Raw genomic sequence first — 15,981 nt, 5'->3', positions numbered from 1 at the left:
GCTCAGTTGTCAGCGATCCGTTCGAAAATGAGAATTTTTTCATTAATGGATTCATGAACCCGAACCGGGGGCCAGAATTTCGAAGAAGGGCCAGCCTCGTAACGGATGCGATATGGCAATTTCTCGTCACGCAAATCCCGAAAGTACTTGCGGACGGCAGTTTCCCGGAAATGCGCTTTCTGCTCGGCGGAAGAAATCCTGCCACTATCGCCAAATTCCTTTTCATCCGTCAGGTGGCGGATCGCCCAGAACTCACTGAGGACAATGAATCGCGGCGCCCGGCTCACAGCGAGTTCGAATGGCTCTGCGCTTTCATCCACGCCCGGAAGACGGCTTCGGCTTCCCACCGGCGTCTGATCAATCCGTGTGACACGTCCGAGCCCCCGGAAGCGGGGCAAATAAACGTTTGGGCCGTAGGTTTCGATCAAATCGGCGCGCGATGCATGTGATTCCAGCCACCGCTCGGCCGCGTATCGCGGGTCGTTCAGAAAGGCCGCATCGACGGCCATACAGTGAAACAAAGCGACACAGCCGATGACAAGCACGCCGAGGCGAGACAGAAAGGCAAGCGTCCGTTGTCTGGAAAATATCAACTCGTCGATCGCCAAACCAACATACACGGCCAGAAAAATGGACTGCGGCAGCAAAAAGCGGTTCTCGGAGCGCAAAACAACGAAGTTGAACGACAGAGTGAACGACAGCGCGACCAGAAATGGAACGAATCCGGCGACCCATCGGCCTCTATTGCCCAAAGGCCGGAAAATCCAAATGCAGAACCCTATGACCGCAACGACAGCAGTTGCCTTCGGATAATATCGATCGATATTGCCCCAGCCATCCTTCAAGAGTTGAATATAGCCGTTCCAGTTTGCGGAGTAATACGCATGAGATTGGCTTGCGCTACCGGTGAGAAAAGCCAACCTTGCGCGAAACCCCGTCGGATTTGTGACGGCTCCATCGATGAGCAGCAATAGCAACAGTCCGATCAAAAACCATACAAGAAGCACAACACAAACCTGTCGCATATTCTTTCTTGGCCAGGCATCTATAGCAAACCAGAGAATGAGGCTTAGCGGCAGGCTTAGCAAGAAGATCGCATAAGCTTGATCCTTCGTGGCGATGGCAGCGACACTGCAAAGTGTCATAAAGCGAATCTGGCCAAGATCGTGGCGCGCGATTGCGCGGACCCAGAACAAAATTGCCAGACTGGACCAGAATAAATACGGACCATCCAGGTTCGTGGTATGCCCATAGTATGTGAGAGTTGCATTCAGCGCACATACACCGGCGACACATACCCCCCCGCGCCTTCCGGCAAGTTCTTCGCCAATCTTTCCAACATAATAAATGGTGCCGAGCGACATCGCAGCGCTAGTGAGACGCGCGACCAGTGCAAAGAAGGTCATGTACGGAGTTTTGATAAACTCCGAGACAATGTCCGCAGGCGCTATTGATGACGCATTGATGATCCCGGCAAGCCAGCCCGGAAAGGTGAGAACTGTCAAAATCAGAAGGTGAAATGGCGGATAGGTGAAATAATCACCAGGCACATATGTTTTTGAAACCCCGACGAGGAAATCGCGAGGCGCAATTCCATCGCTGTCCCAGCCATCGGACGCAGGAAGTCCCCAGCCCAATCCAATCAGTCGCAATATGGCAGCGACGAAGAGAATCCAGAATATCGGAGCGAGCAACCACGTTCGTATCCCCAAGCTCCGTCGCAATGTCACCATCCACGTCTTGAATCATCGGTTATCAAAATATCGGTCCGCCGGCGACCTTACACGTTCCGTAAAACCGGAACGACTTGGTCAGCGGCATTTATCCGCGGATCATATCGGCAGTGACACCGGCGTCCCCCAGGTCAACTTCGGCTGTCTGCAAACTTGCCGGCCTTCCGTCCGGCGGGTCAAATGGAGCCCGCCCCATCTGCTGCGTCCCGAATGCCGGAAAGAACAGAGCAATCACGTACTGGCGGAAAAAATATCCCCACATGCTGCGATGAACAAGACGAGGATCGATATGAGGCGCAAGCTGCTCGTGAACGGGTCGCAATTTGCTCCAATGCGTGCCAGGCGTCTCGTGATGCGCAGCGTGCAGCCCGTTGTTGAACAGCAGGAAATTCAGAAGCCGGCCGTCCCAATTGCGGGAGTGATTGAAATCAGACCAAGGATCCGTATGCACATGCTGCTCGTAGTTGAACAACATGATAGTCCACAGCGCGAAGAAAGCGGGCAAGAGAAATGCCATGGAGTAGAGAAATAGGCCCGCCTTCAGGCCGTACAAGGCGATTGCCAGACATGCCAGCGCGATGTGGGTCGTCGCGAAGAACACATACTGAAAAACGATCCGGCGGTAGAGCGGCCCGTTCTTTTCCTGCGCCTTGGCAATGAATGATCGGATCGGAACGCTCTGCCAGTAACTCGAAACGAAGAAGTATGTGGCCGCGATAAAAAGTGTGTGCCTGTTGGAATGCCGCCAGGTGATTGTCGCATCGCCTGCGCGATTGACGTATTTGTGATGATTCATATTGTGCGTGGGTATCCAGGCAAAGGTCGGATACCCGTAAAAAATCGAAATCCAGTTGGCGAAGAAGTGATTGGCCTTCGCATTTTCGAATGTCGGGCAATGATTGTGGTTGTGAGCGATTACGCCGCAGGCCAGCGCAAAGTAGCAGCTTATCGGCCAGACATAGGGCGAGAGCGACGGAAAAGCATATTGGGCCACAGCCAGCGCCGTGGAGAGCACAACCCAGAGGATCGTGCGATAATCCGCAGTAACGCGAGGGTGCATCAAAGGACCTTCTCGACAATCAGATCGGCTCCGACAGCCGGTGGAGCGCGGAATACAACTGCCTGAGAAATATAATAGGCGGAACACAGAATTGCTGGCAACAGGGTCGGATGACGCGAGCCGGTTCGATTGACCCTTGGCACGTCCGAACAAGGACCACTGTCGCGCCACCACGGGGCTATACGCGCTTTAGCACCGCAGCCACCAGCGATCGAGGCGCCAGCCCAGCGAGGACGGCAAGGAATGAGAACTGCCAGGGAACAACGATCCTCTCGGCCCCCTCTCCAACCCGCTTCCGAATGATCGCCGCCGCACGTTCCGCGGAAATAAGGAAAGGCTTCGGTGCATCCATGCCGTGGTTCATAGGCGTATCGATGAATCCCGGCGAGACCAGCGTGATTTTGACGTTGTATTTTGCAAGCCGCAGGCGGAGCGCCTCCGAATACATCGCCAGCCCCGCCTTGGTGGCGGAATATGACGGCGCCATCGGGAGCGGAAATTGCTGAGCGATCGATCCGATCAGGACAATCCGGCCGCCGGTCCGGGCTGCCATCAATTCGCCCGCGAGAGCGGCGCCGAGCATGGGAGCCAGGAAGTTCACTTCCGACACCTCCTTCACCCGCTCAGTCGTTTCGCTGGCGAAATCCGGCGAAGAAACGCCCCCTATGCCCGCATTCAGGAAAAACGTATCGATTGCCGCCTCGGCATCGAGACGCCGGATTTCCGCGAGGAAGCGATTTGTGTCGCGAACATCCAGGCTGATGGTCTGAGCCTCCGCCCCCTTTTCACGGCAGCGCTCCCCAATCTGCGCAAGCCGCTCCTCGCTTCGGCCCATTAGAATGAGACTTGTCCCCTGCGCCGAATAGGCCTCCGCCAATGCTGCCCCCAGCCCGCTGGAAGCTCCCGTAATCAATATTCTGCGCAATGCATCCCCCGCAGCGCTACGGCTGTTGCAATCTGACCCGTCCCCCTGCAATTCATATACGGATGGCCGCCCATGGGGATTTTGATTTCCGGCTTTGAGAACATCTGATGCTGAATGTCACAAAAGAAACGAGACCTGTCGATATCAGGCAAGTGAAGACGCGCAAGGATTGGCGCGATTTCCATGCTCTTCCATATCGGGTTTACAGGAACGATCCACACTGGATACCCCCGCTCCTGCTTGAAAGAAAATTTCATTTTCAGGCGAAGCACAATCCTTTCTTTCAGCATGCAAAGGCTGAATTCTGGACCGCTTACCGGGATGGAGTGCCGGTCGGCCGCATCACAGCGCAGATCGATCAGCTTCATCTGGACCGGCATCGGGATGCCACCGGACATTTCGGGTTCATCGAGGCCGTCGACGATCCTGCCGTGTTCGGCCAACTACTTGCGGCCGCTGAGTCCTGGGCACGCGTAGGCGGAATCCGCAGGATCGTCGGACCAGTCAGCTTCTCACTCTGGGATCAGCCGGGCTTGCTAGTCGACGGTTTTGATGCGTCTCCGAGCGTGATGATGAACTACAACCATCGTTATTTCGAGCGGCACATTACCGCTGCCGGGTACAGCCCTGTACAGGATTTACTGACCTACGAATATGACGGAAGGCTGCCATTCCCGGATCGTGCAATACGGCTTGTCGAATGGGGCCGGAAGCGTGCCAGCATAACAGTCAGGCCAATCCGTAAGGACAGCAAGAATATCAATCAGGAAATCGCTTTGTTGCTCGACATCATCAACGATGCGTGGTCAGACAATTGGGGCTTTGTTCCGATGACAAAGGCCGAGATTGCCGATCTTGCCACCGTTTTTAGAATCCTGTTGCGCCCGGGCGACGTGGCCATTGCCGAATACAACGGGGCGCCTGTCGCTTTTGCGCTCATCATGCCCAACCTGAATGAAGTTATCCGCGATCTTGGCGGGAAACTCTTCCCGTTCGGCTGGGCGAAGATATTGTGGCGCCTCAAGATCAGAAAGCCATTCACCGCAAGGATGCCGCTTATGGGCGTTCGAAAGGCGCTGCAAAGCTCTCCGCTCGGCGCGGCCCTTGCTCTGATGGTGATTCAGGAGACGCGCATCTTCAATATCGAGAATGGCACACCGATCGGGGAACTGTCTTGGATTCTCGACCAGAACGAAGGTGTAAAGAACGTGATTGATCTAGTCGGGGCCGCACAGAAAAAGCGATACCGGCTATTTGAAAAGCCGCTTGGCTGAAGATTGCAGGCCGTTCAATGCCGAACGTCTGTCTAGAAAACAGATTCGATCGCGGGCGCAGCCTGAAAATCCTGCTCCTTGAGAACAGCGATAGCGTTGTCGATATCTGCTTCCCGGTGACGGCTTGAAAGAAAGAATCTGATGCGGGGTAGATCCTTGGGCACCCCTATATGCACGATCGGCGGCGCGTAGATGTCTTTCTTCAAAAGCTCCTGCGATGCAAGCATGGTTGAACGCAGGTCGCCGAACATTACGGGTACTACAGCTCGGCCTATTGCAGGACCGGTGTTCAATCCGGCGGCACGGGCTTTCGCAAGAAACATTTCGGATACGACTCTCAGCTGCTCCGGAAGTTCGGGTTCGGCTGCGATGATGTCGAGTGCGGCATGAGCCGTCGCTGTTATGACGGGAGACAGACCCACGCTGTAGACAAACCCCGAAAGCGTGAACCTCAACCAGTCAATGATCTCCTGCCTGGCGCAAAGAAATCCTCCGCAGGATACGAGCGCCTTGGAGAGGGTTCCGACAATGAGATCGATGTCGTTTGGATCTTCGCCAAAATGATCACTGATCCCCCGCCCCTGTTTGCCGAGCACACCGAATGAGTGCGCTTCGTCCACCAAGAGCCAGGCGTTATGCTGGTACTTCAGCTCAAGCAGCTTGGGGAGATCGGGAATGTCTCCATCCATGCTGTACAGGCCTTCCACAACAATAAGGCAATTGCGGAAGCTGCCGCGCTTTTCCTTGAGAATGGATTCCAGATGCTCAAGGTCGTTGTGCCGGAAGGCGACAAGTTCAGCCTTCGCGTTCTTGGCCCCTGCCAGGATACTGTTGTGACAAAGCTCGTCGATCAGAAGCAAGTCCTTCACACCGAGCAGGTGCGAGATAATCGTCAGATTTGTGAGATAACCGCTGACCAGCGTGAGGCTTGCCTCCACTCCAATGAAATCCGCGACCGCATGCTCGAACTCGGAATGCATCGAGCGCTCGCCGCCAACGAGCCGAGAGCCGAGCGCGCCGGCGCCGTGGCGCTCAAGTGCTTCGGCTGAAGCCTTCTTGATTTCCGGGCGATCCGACAAACCGAGGTAGTCGTAATTCGCGAAACTGACGAGCGATCTTCCACGCGACTGCGCATCGCTCCGCAGGCGATCTAAAGGGACAAACCAGGGATTACCGCTATCGAGTATTGACTTGCCCGCAAGGCGCGCACGCTTTGAGGCGAACTCCAAAAGAGACCCCGACCCCATTCCGATAATCCACCCTGCCCTCAATAATGCTTACGTTAGTACCTAATTTGCTCATCGAAATCACGAATTTTTCGCATAGTCCGTTATTGCTCAATTTTCATGCAATATTCCGGTTCCGTCAAACCCTTGGTAATATAGGATCATTGACGAAACCCTCCTGAAAACCTTCCAAACAGCTTGCGAAGCAGCCGCAGCATTCCCTCTCCGGTGCCAAGGGCATGGGTCAGCGTCAAAACAGCCCCCGCTACGACGATAAGAACACAGGGAATAGACCAGGCTACAATCCACGGTGAGATGTAGCCGTGCCCGCCCAGCAAATTGATGGCCCGCAAGGCGACATGCACAACGTACCCGATCAACGCCACCATTATCACGCGCTGGAAGGAGCTTCCATGGCGCAAAAAAAACAATGACAGGGCGGTTACGAGAAGGATCATGCTCCCCGGAAGAAACCAGTCCGCATAACGAACCTGGATCATCATCCGGTAAATACGGGGATCAAAGACGCCGCCGGGCGAGTCCGCGAGCGAGTGAAGAACAGCCTGAGGCAGGTATGCCGGACTTATCTCGAGGTGGCTCACCCATACGGGATCCATTCCAAGATCGGCTCGCGCTTGGCCCGTCTGCGGAGATACTTCGACCGTAAAGCCGCGCGAGCCGGTTCCATCCGCCACCCAAAGCCTGCCGTCCTTAATCAGCCAAAAACCGGTGCCCGGCTCCGGGCTGGCCGAGGCCGCCGTGAGCACCTTCCGGAGCTGCCCATCGTCTCCCGTGGCGAAGACGGTCAAATCCCGCAACACTGGTGGGGGCCCATATTCGATACGGACCCTCATCAAAGCGTCCTTCGAAGCGAACCACCTTTGTCCCCTGTCGATGGTTCGGTCGGCTCTGCGGCCGTCATCGCCAAGCCGGCCAGAAATCTGGGCCATCATCGCCATTGGACGCAGAAACGTGTCCAAGGTGAACTGTACACCTCCGAACACAATTCCCAGCAGCACCGCGGGGACGACACACTGGAAGGGGGAGCGGCCGGTGTTCGAAATTATGAGGCGCTCTCGCCCCACCGTCATCGCAACTTCTGCCGAAAGCACGCCCAGGAAGCACCCGATTGGCAGCAGGCGCGTTGCTATATCGGCGGACCTGAGAAGGGCATACCAGGCTAGCCGCAGCGGAATCTCGAAGCCGGCTGCGGCAGGCGGTGCAGCAAGCACTTCGCGGACCTGCGTGGATAAGTCAATGGTTAGAGCCGCGATCAACAATCCGGCAAGCACAACACAGATATGCTGCACATAAACCTGAAACGTATATCGGGTGTACAATCCAAAAAACGCCAGCCGCGCATTGCGGCGTGGCCGCAACGCGCTTCCACGCAACCGTTCGAGAACGGCGCTCATGCGCGCGACAAGCCCGGCTTGACCAGAGCGTTCTGTGCAAACGACAGCCACTTTGCGCCAACGGCCAAAAGGGCAATCGACGCGATGATCGGAGACAGGATTCCCGCCAGAGGCCCGAAATCGGCAGTCTGCTGAACGAGCACGCCAAAAAAAAGATCGACGCACATCAAAAGAGCGCAGGCTACGGGAAGTGCTGCAACCTGTGTGGTCCGGTTTGTGAACACAATCGCTATTCCAGCGATAAGTGGCGCCAACAGGCAAAGCAGACTCCGGCCCATCCGGCGTCCAAGCTCGTACGCATCATTTGGATCGGGGCGCACGGCCGCCGACCCCAGGCCTACAAGATCTAGGAAAGTACGTTCCGACGGATGCGAGCCGCGAGGATCGAAGGCAAACAGTTCGTTGACTTCCAGCTCCTGAGTCAGATTACCGACCCGGGTGCTCGAAACAGGCTCAAACGACGTGATCCCTGAGCACTTCGGACAATGCTCTGAAGCCGCTGCTTCAGCTTCGGCGAAGCTTGCAACCGACGCAAACCACGTTGAAGCGAAGTCCTGCAGATGAAGAGTCATCGTGCCGTCGTCGCGTGGCCCTTCAAGCGATGCCTGCTTTGCAATAACCACCTGCTCCTCGTCACCCACAGCCCGGTGCAGAAAAAGACGGCGGGCATCCGATTTCGTATTGGGGCCAGCAAATACTGTGTACTGGCCGAAACCATAAAATTGTCCTGCCGAGATTCCGCCCCGCAAAGCCATATAGTGGGCATCAAAAAGCAGCTGTCGCTGACCGAATACCGCAGCCGGCGAGACAATGCCCGAGATGACAAGCGACAAAATTTGCGCCGCCAGCCCGATGCCTGCAGCCAGCCAAAGAAACTTGTACGAGCCGATTCCCATTCCCGACAAAATGAGAAGCTCCCGATCTTCTCGAAACCGCAGTGTGACCCGGTAAACTGCAACCAAGAGCGCGAGCGGAATGGCCAACCCGAATACTTCGGGCGACCGCAGGAATAAAAGCGCAAATATCGTTTTAAAGCTCGCGTTCTGAGCCAACGCGGAACGCAGGACGTCGTTTAGCTTCTCGGTCATGAAGATCGCTTCGATGAGAAGAACGACGAGCGCAGCCTGAACGAGAACCCGCATCAGAAACTTCACGACGTAGAGCCGAGGCAAGGCAGCTCCTTTCTGATTGGGCATTAGCATCGCCCCCGCCTCAAAACGCGTTCGAGTGCAAACAAGATAATCACCCTACGGCGATCCTCTTCGGAGCACCGTGCGTGTTGGGGATCTTCGCAGCGAACTCGGCGACAAAACCCTCTTGTAAGGTTTCCTCTGATGCCACGGGCGTCAGTGCAAGATCGGTATAATCCCTGACGGCCGGATCGGCGAGAATCTTGCGGCGAAGCCCCCGATAGTGCGCGAACAGCCGAATCCACCGGACCGCACTTTTGACGATCTCACCAAATCGAGCAGGATAAAATAGAAGGGGATTGACGACCGGCATCCCATGCCGCCGCTGGGTTCTAACCTTGCGGCGAAACAATCCGAATTGCAACGGGTGAACGTTCTCGATGCGAACGGAGCCGGAAAAAAGCGTGAGATCGTCGATCAGTTTCCGCTGCGACCGGAGACTGCTGACAGCGGCGCGGCGTATGAGCGTTTCAACGTGACTATCGGTGTAGTAAAGCGACCACGCATCGCGATAGACTCTCTCCAGAGTCGTTCGGTCCATGGTGGGATGATCGGCGCATGCGTGCTCGAGATCGTACCGGTTCATGTCCGTATCCATCGAAACACCGGCCATGTACATGCTCTTGTGATCCTCCGAACCCGGCAAAGGCGTCAACAGGAAGAACTCAAGAATATCGATCGGCAGCTCGCGCTGGATCGTTTCGATATCTCGCGCAATGGACGCCGGCGTGTCGGTCGGAAATCCGAGAATGTAGCCGGCACATGTGATGACGCCTGCACGCCGCCATGCGAGCAACATCTCGCGATACTCCCAGATCTTGTTCTGGCGCTTCTTGCTGGCCATCAGAGACTCTGGATTGATGTTTTCCAGTCCGATGAATACCGAGATGCATCCGGCGCGCGCCACCTTCTCGATAAATCCAGGAATGCGGTGACACAGGGTATCGACCTGAAATATGAGCGACGGCTTGAATCCCTCATTCTCCCGCAAAGAGATGATACGATCCAGAATCGACTCCCAGTTACGGTTTCGCGCAAAATTGTCGTCCGTGACAAAGAAGTTCGTCACACCCTGCGCGGCATTGGCGCGAATGATCTCTTCCACGTCGTCCGCCGTTCTGTGCCGTGACTTCCGGCCCTGAACGTTGATAATCGTGCAGAAGCTGCATTGAAACGGACAGCCGCGTCCCGCATCGAAACTGGTGAAATCAGTGACCTGTCGGCTGATATTCTCGGCCGGAAGAATGGGAATTTGCGCTCCGTCAAGATTGGGAAGCGCGTTGAGACAGTTGTAAATCGGACGCAACCTGCCTTCGAATGCATCGCGAAGCAGATTTTCCATCTGTCCTTCGGCTTCGCCCGCGAACAACGACACCCCGATATCCAGCACTTCCTGAATGTCATCAGGCAACGCGGGCAACATCGACAAGCAGCCGCTGACATGAAAGCCGCCTATGACGACGGCGATGTTATTGTCGCGAAACTGGCGGGCAATATCGACCGTGCGGGGAAACTGGTTCGACTGCACGCCGACCAGACAAACCAGGCCTGCGCCTGCCTCTTTGATCTGACGTGCGATGCGTTGGCAATTGACGACCGTGTTGCACTCGTCGATGGCAACGACGTCAGTTTCGATATCCGGTCCAAATATCCGAGCGTCCGCAGAATGCCGCACGAGACCATAAACACTGGCCAGGCTGTTGGCCGGGATCAGGGAGCGGCGCCATTGGATCACATAGCCGTCGTCGTCGTAGTGCGATGGCTTAATCAAGAATACCTTAAATCTGCCCCCGGTCATGACATAGCCTTCGGCCTATATTGCTCAATCAAAACGATAGTCTGACACGGTTCTTTCGCTAAATCTAACTGGATTTGCCGGTGAATTTCACCCCGATACGCGTTGCATAGCTTGTTTTATCGGCATTTCACCGCCGCTACCCGCAATCTATTGACCTTTGCTGCGGCAGAAACATTCCCGACATCGGACTGACTGATGCCGCCAAAATGATCTCCGGTTTCGGGCTAGAGCCTGAATCCTGCGCCGAGGTAAATCCGCTGGACCGACGGATCGTTGACGATGTCGGCCGGTGGCCCGTGGGCGAGTACGTAACCGGACTGGATGATATAGGCACGGTCGACAAGACCGAGCGTCTCGCGCGCGTTGTGATCGGTGATCAGGACGCCGACGCCACGGTCGGCGAGTGAGCCGACCAGCCTGCGGACATCGCTGACGGCGATCGGATCAACGCCTGCGAACGGCTCATCCAGCAACACGAAGCTCGGCTCCCCAGCTATCGCCAGCGCAATCTCGCAGCGCCTCCGTTCGCCTCCCGATAGCCGGGCGCCCACAGCATTGCGGACTTCCGACAGACCGAATTCCGACACAAGAGAGTTGAGCGTCTTTTTTCTGCGGGACGGGCTGCTCTCGATGGCTTCAAGCACCATCAGAATATTCTGCTCGACGGTGAGCGCTTTGAAGATCGAGGCTTCCTGCGTGAGATAACTCAGGCCACGACGCGCACGTTCGAATAAGGCCGCGGATGTCACATTCGCTCCGTCGAGGTGTACGGTTCCCCGGTCGGGCGTCACAATCCCGGCAAGCATTCCGAAAACGGTTGTCTTTCCCGCGCCGCCCGGCCCTACCAGGCCCACAATGTCCCCGCGCCGGACGTGAAGGCTGACATCCCCCACAACCGTTCGATCACCAAAAACCTTGGCCAGATTTCGAGCATCGAGCACTGTCGGAAAGCCCGTGTTTTTGAGGCGGTTAAGAGAAGCCCTAGCATGAGAAAGCTGGGTCAGGCCAATGGCTTCGAATGGAAATACTTCCCATCCACGTCGGCCCGTGGCAGGGTCGGATGTCGAAGGAACCCACCATGACCAGCGCCTTTGATTTTTCCACGCCCGCCCAACCTCATCCTGAACGAACCAAAGCGATCCTACGACAGCATCCGGATGTCCGCGATCTCATGGGACGCAATCCCTGGACCGCGGTAATTCTGATTGCGGTTGTCCTGCTGCAGATCGGCCTAGTGGCGCTCATGGGACACCTTGGGACAGCTTATTGGTGGCTGGCGCTCATCGCGGCATATCTGGTCGGCGCTTTTGCCAACAACTGCCTTTACGTGATCATTCACGAAGCGACTCATAACCTGATCTTCAGGGACCGCAGGCTGAACAAACTGGCAGCGATCGCTGCCGATTTGCCGAATATCCTGCCGGCGGCAATCGGCTTCAGCATCTGTCATCTGGAGCACCACGCCTATCAGGGCGACTACGACCGGGACGCCGACCTCGCCAGCCATTGGGAGGCAGACATCGTCGGCAATCGCTGGTACGCCAAGGCGATCTGGCTGTTTCTCTTTCCGGTTCTACAGGTCGCGCGGCCGGCCCGGTTTAGTTCGATATCTGTCATGAACCGATGGACAATTCTTAGTGTTATCGCAGCCGTTACTTTCGACATCGTCATTGTCTTGTTTTTCGGCTGGAACGGCCTGCTTTATCTTGCTGCATCGGTCCTCTTCGCACTTGGACTGCATCCCCTCGGCGCTCGCTGGATTCAGGAGCACTACACGCTCGATCCCAAGCAGGAAACGTTCAGCTATTACGGCCCGTTGAATTTTCTCACCTTGAACGTCGGCTATCACAACGAGCATCACGACTTTCCTTCGATTCCGTGGAACAGACTTCCCGCGCTTCGTGCGAAAGCGCCGGAGTTTTACGATACTCTTGAATCGAAACAGTCGCTCTCTAGGCTTTTGGCACAGTTCATTTTCGATCCGAGGTATTCACTGCACTCTCGTGTCGTCCGCGACCGGATGCGGGCGCAACCCAGTCCTGCAGCCTAAAGAGCGTTCCCGAAATCAAGCTCACTTATAAAAACCGTCTCTCGCTCGCTCATCAGGCGACCCAGGTTTTCGCGAATGCTGTCCACGGTTTCCGGATGATCGAAGTCAAACGGGTGCATCGCAACACGCAGAATATCTTCTTTGTGCCAGTGCCTGGCGAGGAGTGGTGCAGCGATGACCGATCCGTGTTTGCGCCACCAGGATCGCGTCGCCCAGGTAATAACGGGACTTCTCAAACTTTCCCCCGTTACGACGGAAAATAGCCGACTGTGGTCTTCCGTGTAGCGAATACCGCCGTCGCGTAGGATCGGGAATAGGTGCCGATTGAAAAGCCATGCCGGCGCAACGAAGCCCGTCGGATCGCGCTGCAGGCATTGGCGGAAAACAGCAAGCCCATCCTGAATGCGACGTCGCTGGTCGGTCGCTTCTAGCGGAAGAAATTCTCCTTCGCTCCCTGTCAGAAAACGGCGCCGGAAGTGGTCTCTCGGGGACAAAGTAACCGAAGACGGCGCCTCGTCCGCGTGTGTATACCCATGGAGAAGCCACTCAACAGCGAAAGCGCGATCACGGCGGCACCATGCGACAAAATCCCGACTCAGATAGGACCGTCCCAGTGAATGATAATCCGGGATGAGCAGGAAGCTTATCTTGTCGACACCGAGCGCCGCACATAGCGCTTCGGCCCTCTGCAACCTTGGCAAATGAAAGGGCGTCACGTCATGGAGCGAAACCAGAAGCTTCACGACGACCTGCTCGCGATATTATTGCTTAGACGCGTCACGTAAAGGTCGGCGATCCGCGTCATCGCCAGATCAATCGTTCCCTGCTTCAACGCGAACTCTCTGGCGGCTGCGGCTTCCTCGATCCAATCGCACTCCATCGCCCGCATTATCGCGCGCTGGAAATCGTCGCTATCGTTTGCTCGAAAGACGAACCTTGAATTGGCGTCGCGCAGCAGTTCCCCTGTTCCTCCCGTATCAGGACCGACAACAACAAGACCACGCGCCATTGCCTCGACCACTGCGAGGCCAAAACTTTCAAAGGGCCCTGGCGCAAGCAATATGTCGTGATCGTCGTAGATCTTTCGTACGTCCATTGGGTCTTCGACAAATCCCCGGTAATCGAAACGAGGATGGTTCAGCTTCGAGAAAAACCCCTCCGCTCCGCCGCGGCCGATTACCGTGACACGGACGTGATCGAGCGCCAGCAGCGGTGAAATAGTATCTCGAATTAGTTCTATTCCTTTTTCAATATTGAGCCGGCCGACGAATAGGAGCTTGATTTCGCCTTTGTCTGCGGTCGTTTTCCGGAGAGCCAGCGGAGCCTCCAGATAGATCTGTGGAATCCCCAGGGGCACAACTGCCACGGGGATGCCCCTGCTCTGAAGGCGGCTTTGCATGACGCGCGAAGAAACAACTGTAAGATCGTAACTGCGCTGCACACGATAAAAAAGCGCCGCCAGGGGGCGGAGAACAATCGCTTTGCGCAGAGTCTGAAACGCTCCCCGGTTCGCCCAAGGCGACAGATGCGTGAGAATGGGATCGCTGTGGAAGTAGCTGACCAAAAGCCCACGGTACAGACCAAGCTTCTTGATCAGCAAGCAGAACAGCCCCGACAGCCACGGCTCTCCAACCTCGATAACATCGGGTCTGCTCCCGCGAATGACACGATAGACGGCTGCGTAATCGAGCATAAATCGATAGCCGCTCGGATCGCGCGATACGACCGGCCCGTAGATTTCAGCCGTCGATACGTTTTGATCATTGTTACGCCAACTGAATCGCGAGCCCGGATGAATCAGAACGTAGCGATGATCAGTCTGGCCACTGAAATGCTTGATCCGCGCCTCGTAGAACGCACGAATGCCGCCCGCACGACGCGAAAAGAAAGTGTTGATGTCCAGGAAGGAAAAACTTTTGCGGCCACCCTGCATCAGCGTCCGTGACGTGTCGTCCAGAACAGTTGCGACCTGACCACTTGGATTCGGGTTCATAAGGCCACGCCCGAATCTTATCGCGGCATGCCGCTGAGCACGGAACGGTAATAGCCCAGCATGCGATCCATGGCAGCGTCCCATGAAAAATTCAGGCTTCTCTCACGAGCGACCGCCCCCATGCGGCGGCGCGCAACGGCGTCGGCCACCAGGGTGGACAAATGGTCGGCAAACTCCCCGGCACTGTTTGTTTCAGCCATGAAGCCGGTCACATGTGGACTCACAAGCGAGCGGCTGCCCGTCGCGAAGGCGCAAACAGCCGGCAGTCCAGACGCCATCGCTTCCAGCGTGACGTTCCCAAAAGTCTCCGTCTGGCTCGGGAAGAAGAAAATGTCCGACGACGCATACGCCTGCGCGAGATCCTCACCGTGCAAGAACCCAGGAAATATCGTATCAGGCAGCCTCTCCTCAAGCCACGCTCGCTCGGGCCCATCACCCACGGCGATGCTTCGGTGAGCAACATTTTGCCGCTTCAATTCGTTCAATGTATCGACCAGCAGGTCGAGACCCTTTTCGCGAACGAATCTGCCGACAAAAACAATCGCCACCTGATCCGGGGCGATCCCGTGGCGAGCGCGCCATTCCTGGGAACGCTTCGCGGGATGAAATCTCTCCACATCCACACCGCGAGGCCATGCTGCGAGATTTTCCGCATAACCCTGCTCGCGCAGAACGTCCGCCATCGAACCGGACGGCACGTAAACCTGCACACAATTGCGATAGAAGAATCGCAGATAATTTTCGACGGGCTTTTGAAACAGCTTCAGGGGCGCATAGAACTTTACGTAGGTATCGTAGCGAGTGTGATACGATGCAACTACCGGCACCTTCAACCTGCGCCCCAGCCGCAAGGCCTGATATCCGAGAATGTCTGGCACGGCGATGTGAATGATGTCCGGGTCGAACTCTTCAATGTTAGCTTTCAGGCGGCGGGAAAGGCCCAAGGCAAGCCGGTATTCAGGCCTCATCGGCAGCGCGACCGAGGGCACCGGCGTGAGATCACCGCTATGATCAAGCGCCGGACAGCTAGCGACTGGGGCAAATATCCGAACCTCGACACCCTGGTCTTCCAGATAGCCGACCAGACGATTGAGCGTCAGCGCGATGCCGTCCTTGATGTAGTTATAGGAGCTCGTAATAAGGCAAATCCGCATCGGACGATCAGCCAACGGCTTTGGCTTGGCGGACGCGAAAAATGCCTCTGTCATATTCATGGTTTCAGATCAGCGGATGGACAGAGGCTGCAGTCATCAATGAATATCCTTTTTGGGCTGGTATCTTGTTGCCTGACCTAGACCCCAGCCGAATAAGCCCGCG

Annotated in this window: 13 protein-coding genes; 2 read left to right on the top strand and 11 right to left on the bottom strand. The window is 56.1% G+C overall.

Annotation, left to right across the window (positions count from 1 at the left end):
• Positions 1 to 2 precede the first annotated feature (2 nt).
• The 3 genes from HMPREF9695_RS02725 to HMPREF9695_RS02715 all read right to left on the bottom strand — a co-directional run bounded on the left by HMPREF9695_RS02725 (position 3) and on the right by HMPREF9695_RS02715 (position 3,718).
• Positions 3 to 1,694, bottom strand: a complete 1,692-nt coding sequence (locus HMPREF9695_RS02725) for an ArnT family glycosyltransferase (RefSeq protein ID WP_041711079.1) — start codon at positions 1,692 to 1,694, stop codon at positions 3 to 5.
• Between the two features lie 127 nt (positions 1,695 to 1,821).
• Complete coding sequence (locus HMPREF9695_RS02720) at positions 1,822 to 2,793, bottom strand: fatty acid desaturase family protein (protein ID WP_006019245.1); 972 nt, start codon at positions 2,791 to 2,793, stop codon at positions 1,822 to 1,824.
• 178 nt (positions 2,794 to 2,971) lie between these two features.
• Positions 2,972 to 3,718, bottom strand: a complete 747-nt coding sequence (locus HMPREF9695_RS02715) for an SDR family NAD(P)-dependent oxidoreductase (RefSeq protein WP_041711801.1) — start codon at positions 3,716 to 3,718, stop codon at positions 2,972 to 2,974.
• A gap of 107 nt (positions 3,719 to 3,825) precedes the next feature.
• Here HMPREF9695_RS02715 and HMPREF9695_RS02710 point away from each other — a divergent pair, with 107 nt between their 5' ends.
• Entirely contained in the window at positions 3,826 to 4,992 is a 1,167-nt protein-coding gene (locus tag HMPREF9695_RS02710; RefSeq protein ID WP_006019243.1) for a hypothetical protein, read from the top strand.
• 32 nt (positions 4,993 to 5,024) lie between these two features.
• On the opposite strand, the gene HMPREF9695_RS02705 is transcribed toward HMPREF9695_RS02710, so the two are convergent.
• From HMPREF9695_RS02705 to lptB, 5 genes are all read right to left on the bottom strand, one after another.
• The gene (locus HMPREF9695_RS02705; protein ID WP_006019242.1) at positions 5,025 to 6,239 is read right to left on the bottom strand and encodes an aminotransferase class I/II-fold pyridoxal phosphate-dependent enzyme; all 1,215 of its coding nucleotides are present in this window, start codon (positions 6,237 to 6,239) and stop codon (positions 5,025 to 5,027) included.
• A gap of 140 nt (positions 6,240 to 6,379) precedes the next feature.
• A complete protein-coding gene (locus tag HMPREF9695_RS02700; protein WP_006019241.1) occupies positions 6,380 to 7,633 on the bottom strand; it encodes an LptF/LptG family permease in 1,254 nt (417 codons plus the stop codon).
• On the bottom strand, positions 7,630 to 8,829 hold the full coding sequence (locus HMPREF9695_RS02695; RefSeq protein WP_024922089.1) for an LptF/LptG family permease: 1,200 nt from the start codon (positions 8,827 to 8,829) through the stop codon (positions 7,630 to 7,632). Before HMPREF9695_RS02695 ends, HMPREF9695_RS02700 begins: the two co-directional genes overlap by 4 nt.
• Before the next feature lie 46 nt (positions 8,830 to 8,875).
• Complete coding sequence (locus HMPREF9695_RS02690) at positions 8,876 to 10,594, bottom strand: B12-binding domain-containing radical SAM protein (protein WP_204367761.1); 1,719 nt, start codon at positions 10,592 to 10,594, stop codon at positions 8,876 to 8,878.
• A 251-nt stretch (positions 10,595 to 10,845) separates the two neighbouring features.
• Complete coding sequence (gene lptB / locus HMPREF9695_RS02685) at positions 10,846 to 11,562, bottom strand: LPS export ABC transporter ATP-binding protein (RefSeq protein WP_006019238.1); 717 nt, start codon at positions 11,560 to 11,562, stop codon at positions 10,846 to 10,848.
• Positions 11,563 to 11,699: 137 nt separating this feature from the next.
• On the opposite strand from lptB, the gene HMPREF9695_RS02680 reads away from it, so the two are divergent.
• Positions 11,700 to 12,671 carry a fatty acid desaturase gene (locus HMPREF9695_RS02680; protein ID WP_006019237.1) on the top strand — a complete coding sequence of 324 codons (972 nt, stop codon included), beginning with the start codon at positions 11,700 to 11,702 and terminating at the stop codon, positions 12,669 to 12,671.
• Here HMPREF9695_RS02680 and HMPREF9695_RS02675 read toward each other — a convergent pair.
• Genes HMPREF9695_RS02675 through HMPREF9695_RS02665 form a run of 3 tightly spaced genes read right to left on the bottom strand, consistent with a single transcriptional unit; the run spans position 12,668 to position 15,878 of the window.
• The gene (locus HMPREF9695_RS02675) at positions 12,668 to 13,414 is read right to left on the bottom strand and encodes a DUF2334 domain-containing protein (RefSeq protein WP_006019236.1); all 747 of its coding nucleotides are present in this window, start codon (positions 13,412 to 13,414) and stop codon (positions 12,668 to 12,670) included. The genes HMPREF9695_RS02680 and HMPREF9695_RS02675 overlap by 4 nt on opposite strands.
• Entirely contained in the window at positions 13,411 to 14,664 is a 1,254-nt protein-coding gene (locus HMPREF9695_RS02670; protein ID WP_024922090.1) for a glycosyltransferase, read from the bottom strand. Before HMPREF9695_RS02670 ends, HMPREF9695_RS02675 begins: the two co-directional genes overlap by 4 nt.
• A gap of 17 nt (positions 14,665 to 14,681) precedes the next feature.
• Positions 14,682 to 15,878 carry a glycosyltransferase family 4 protein gene (locus HMPREF9695_RS02665; RefSeq protein WP_006019234.1) on the bottom strand — a complete coding sequence of 399 codons (1,197 nt, stop codon included), beginning with the start codon at positions 15,876 to 15,878 and terminating at the stop codon, positions 14,682 to 14,684.
• Positions 15,879 to 15,981 lie beyond the last annotated feature (103 nt).

The organism is Afipia broomeae ATCC 49717, assembly GCF_000314675.2.
GTDB classification, from domain to species: domain Bacteria; phylum Pseudomonadota; class Alphaproteobacteria; order Rhizobiales; family Xanthobacteraceae; genus Afipia; species Afipia broomeae.
Note: the sequence above shows the minus strand (reverse complement) of the source record. Positions and strands in the feature narration are given on the sequence as shown.

Bases quoted from the DNA above. Each gene is read 5' to 3' on its own strand.
- HMPREF9695_RS02700 (WP_006019241.1), bottom strand. From the start codon at position 7,633: ATGAGCGCCGTTCTCGAACGGTTGCGTGGAAGCGCGTTGCGGCCACGC.
- HMPREF9695_RS02720 (WP_006019245.1), bottom strand. From the start codon at position 2,793: ATGCACCCTCGCGTTACTGCGGATTATCGCACGATCCTCTGGGTTGTG.
- HMPREF9695_RS02695 (WP_024922089.1), bottom strand. From the start codon at position 8,829: ATGCCCAATCAGAAAGGAGCTGCCTTGCCTCGGCTCTACGTCGTGAAG.
- HMPREF9695_RS02665 (WP_006019234.1), bottom strand. From the start codon at position 15,878: ATGAATATGACAGAGGCATTTTTCGCGTCCGCCAAGCCAAAGCCGTTG.
- HMPREF9695_RS02680 (WP_006019237.1), top strand. From the start codon at position 11,700: ATGACCAGCGCCTTTGATTTTTCCACGCCCGCCCAACCTCATCCTGAA.
- HMPREF9695_RS02670 (WP_024922090.1), bottom strand. From the start codon at position 14,664: ATGAACCCGAATCCAAGTGGTCAGGTCGCAACTGTTCTGGACGACACG.
- HMPREF9695_RS02705 (WP_006019242.1), bottom strand. From the start codon at position 6,239: ATGGGGTCGGGGTCTCTTTTGGAGTTCGCCTCAAAGCGTGCGCGCCTT.
- HMPREF9695_RS02710 (WP_006019243.1), top strand. From the start codon at position 3,826: ATGCTGAATGTCACAAAAGAAACGAGACCTGTCGATATCAGGCAAGTG.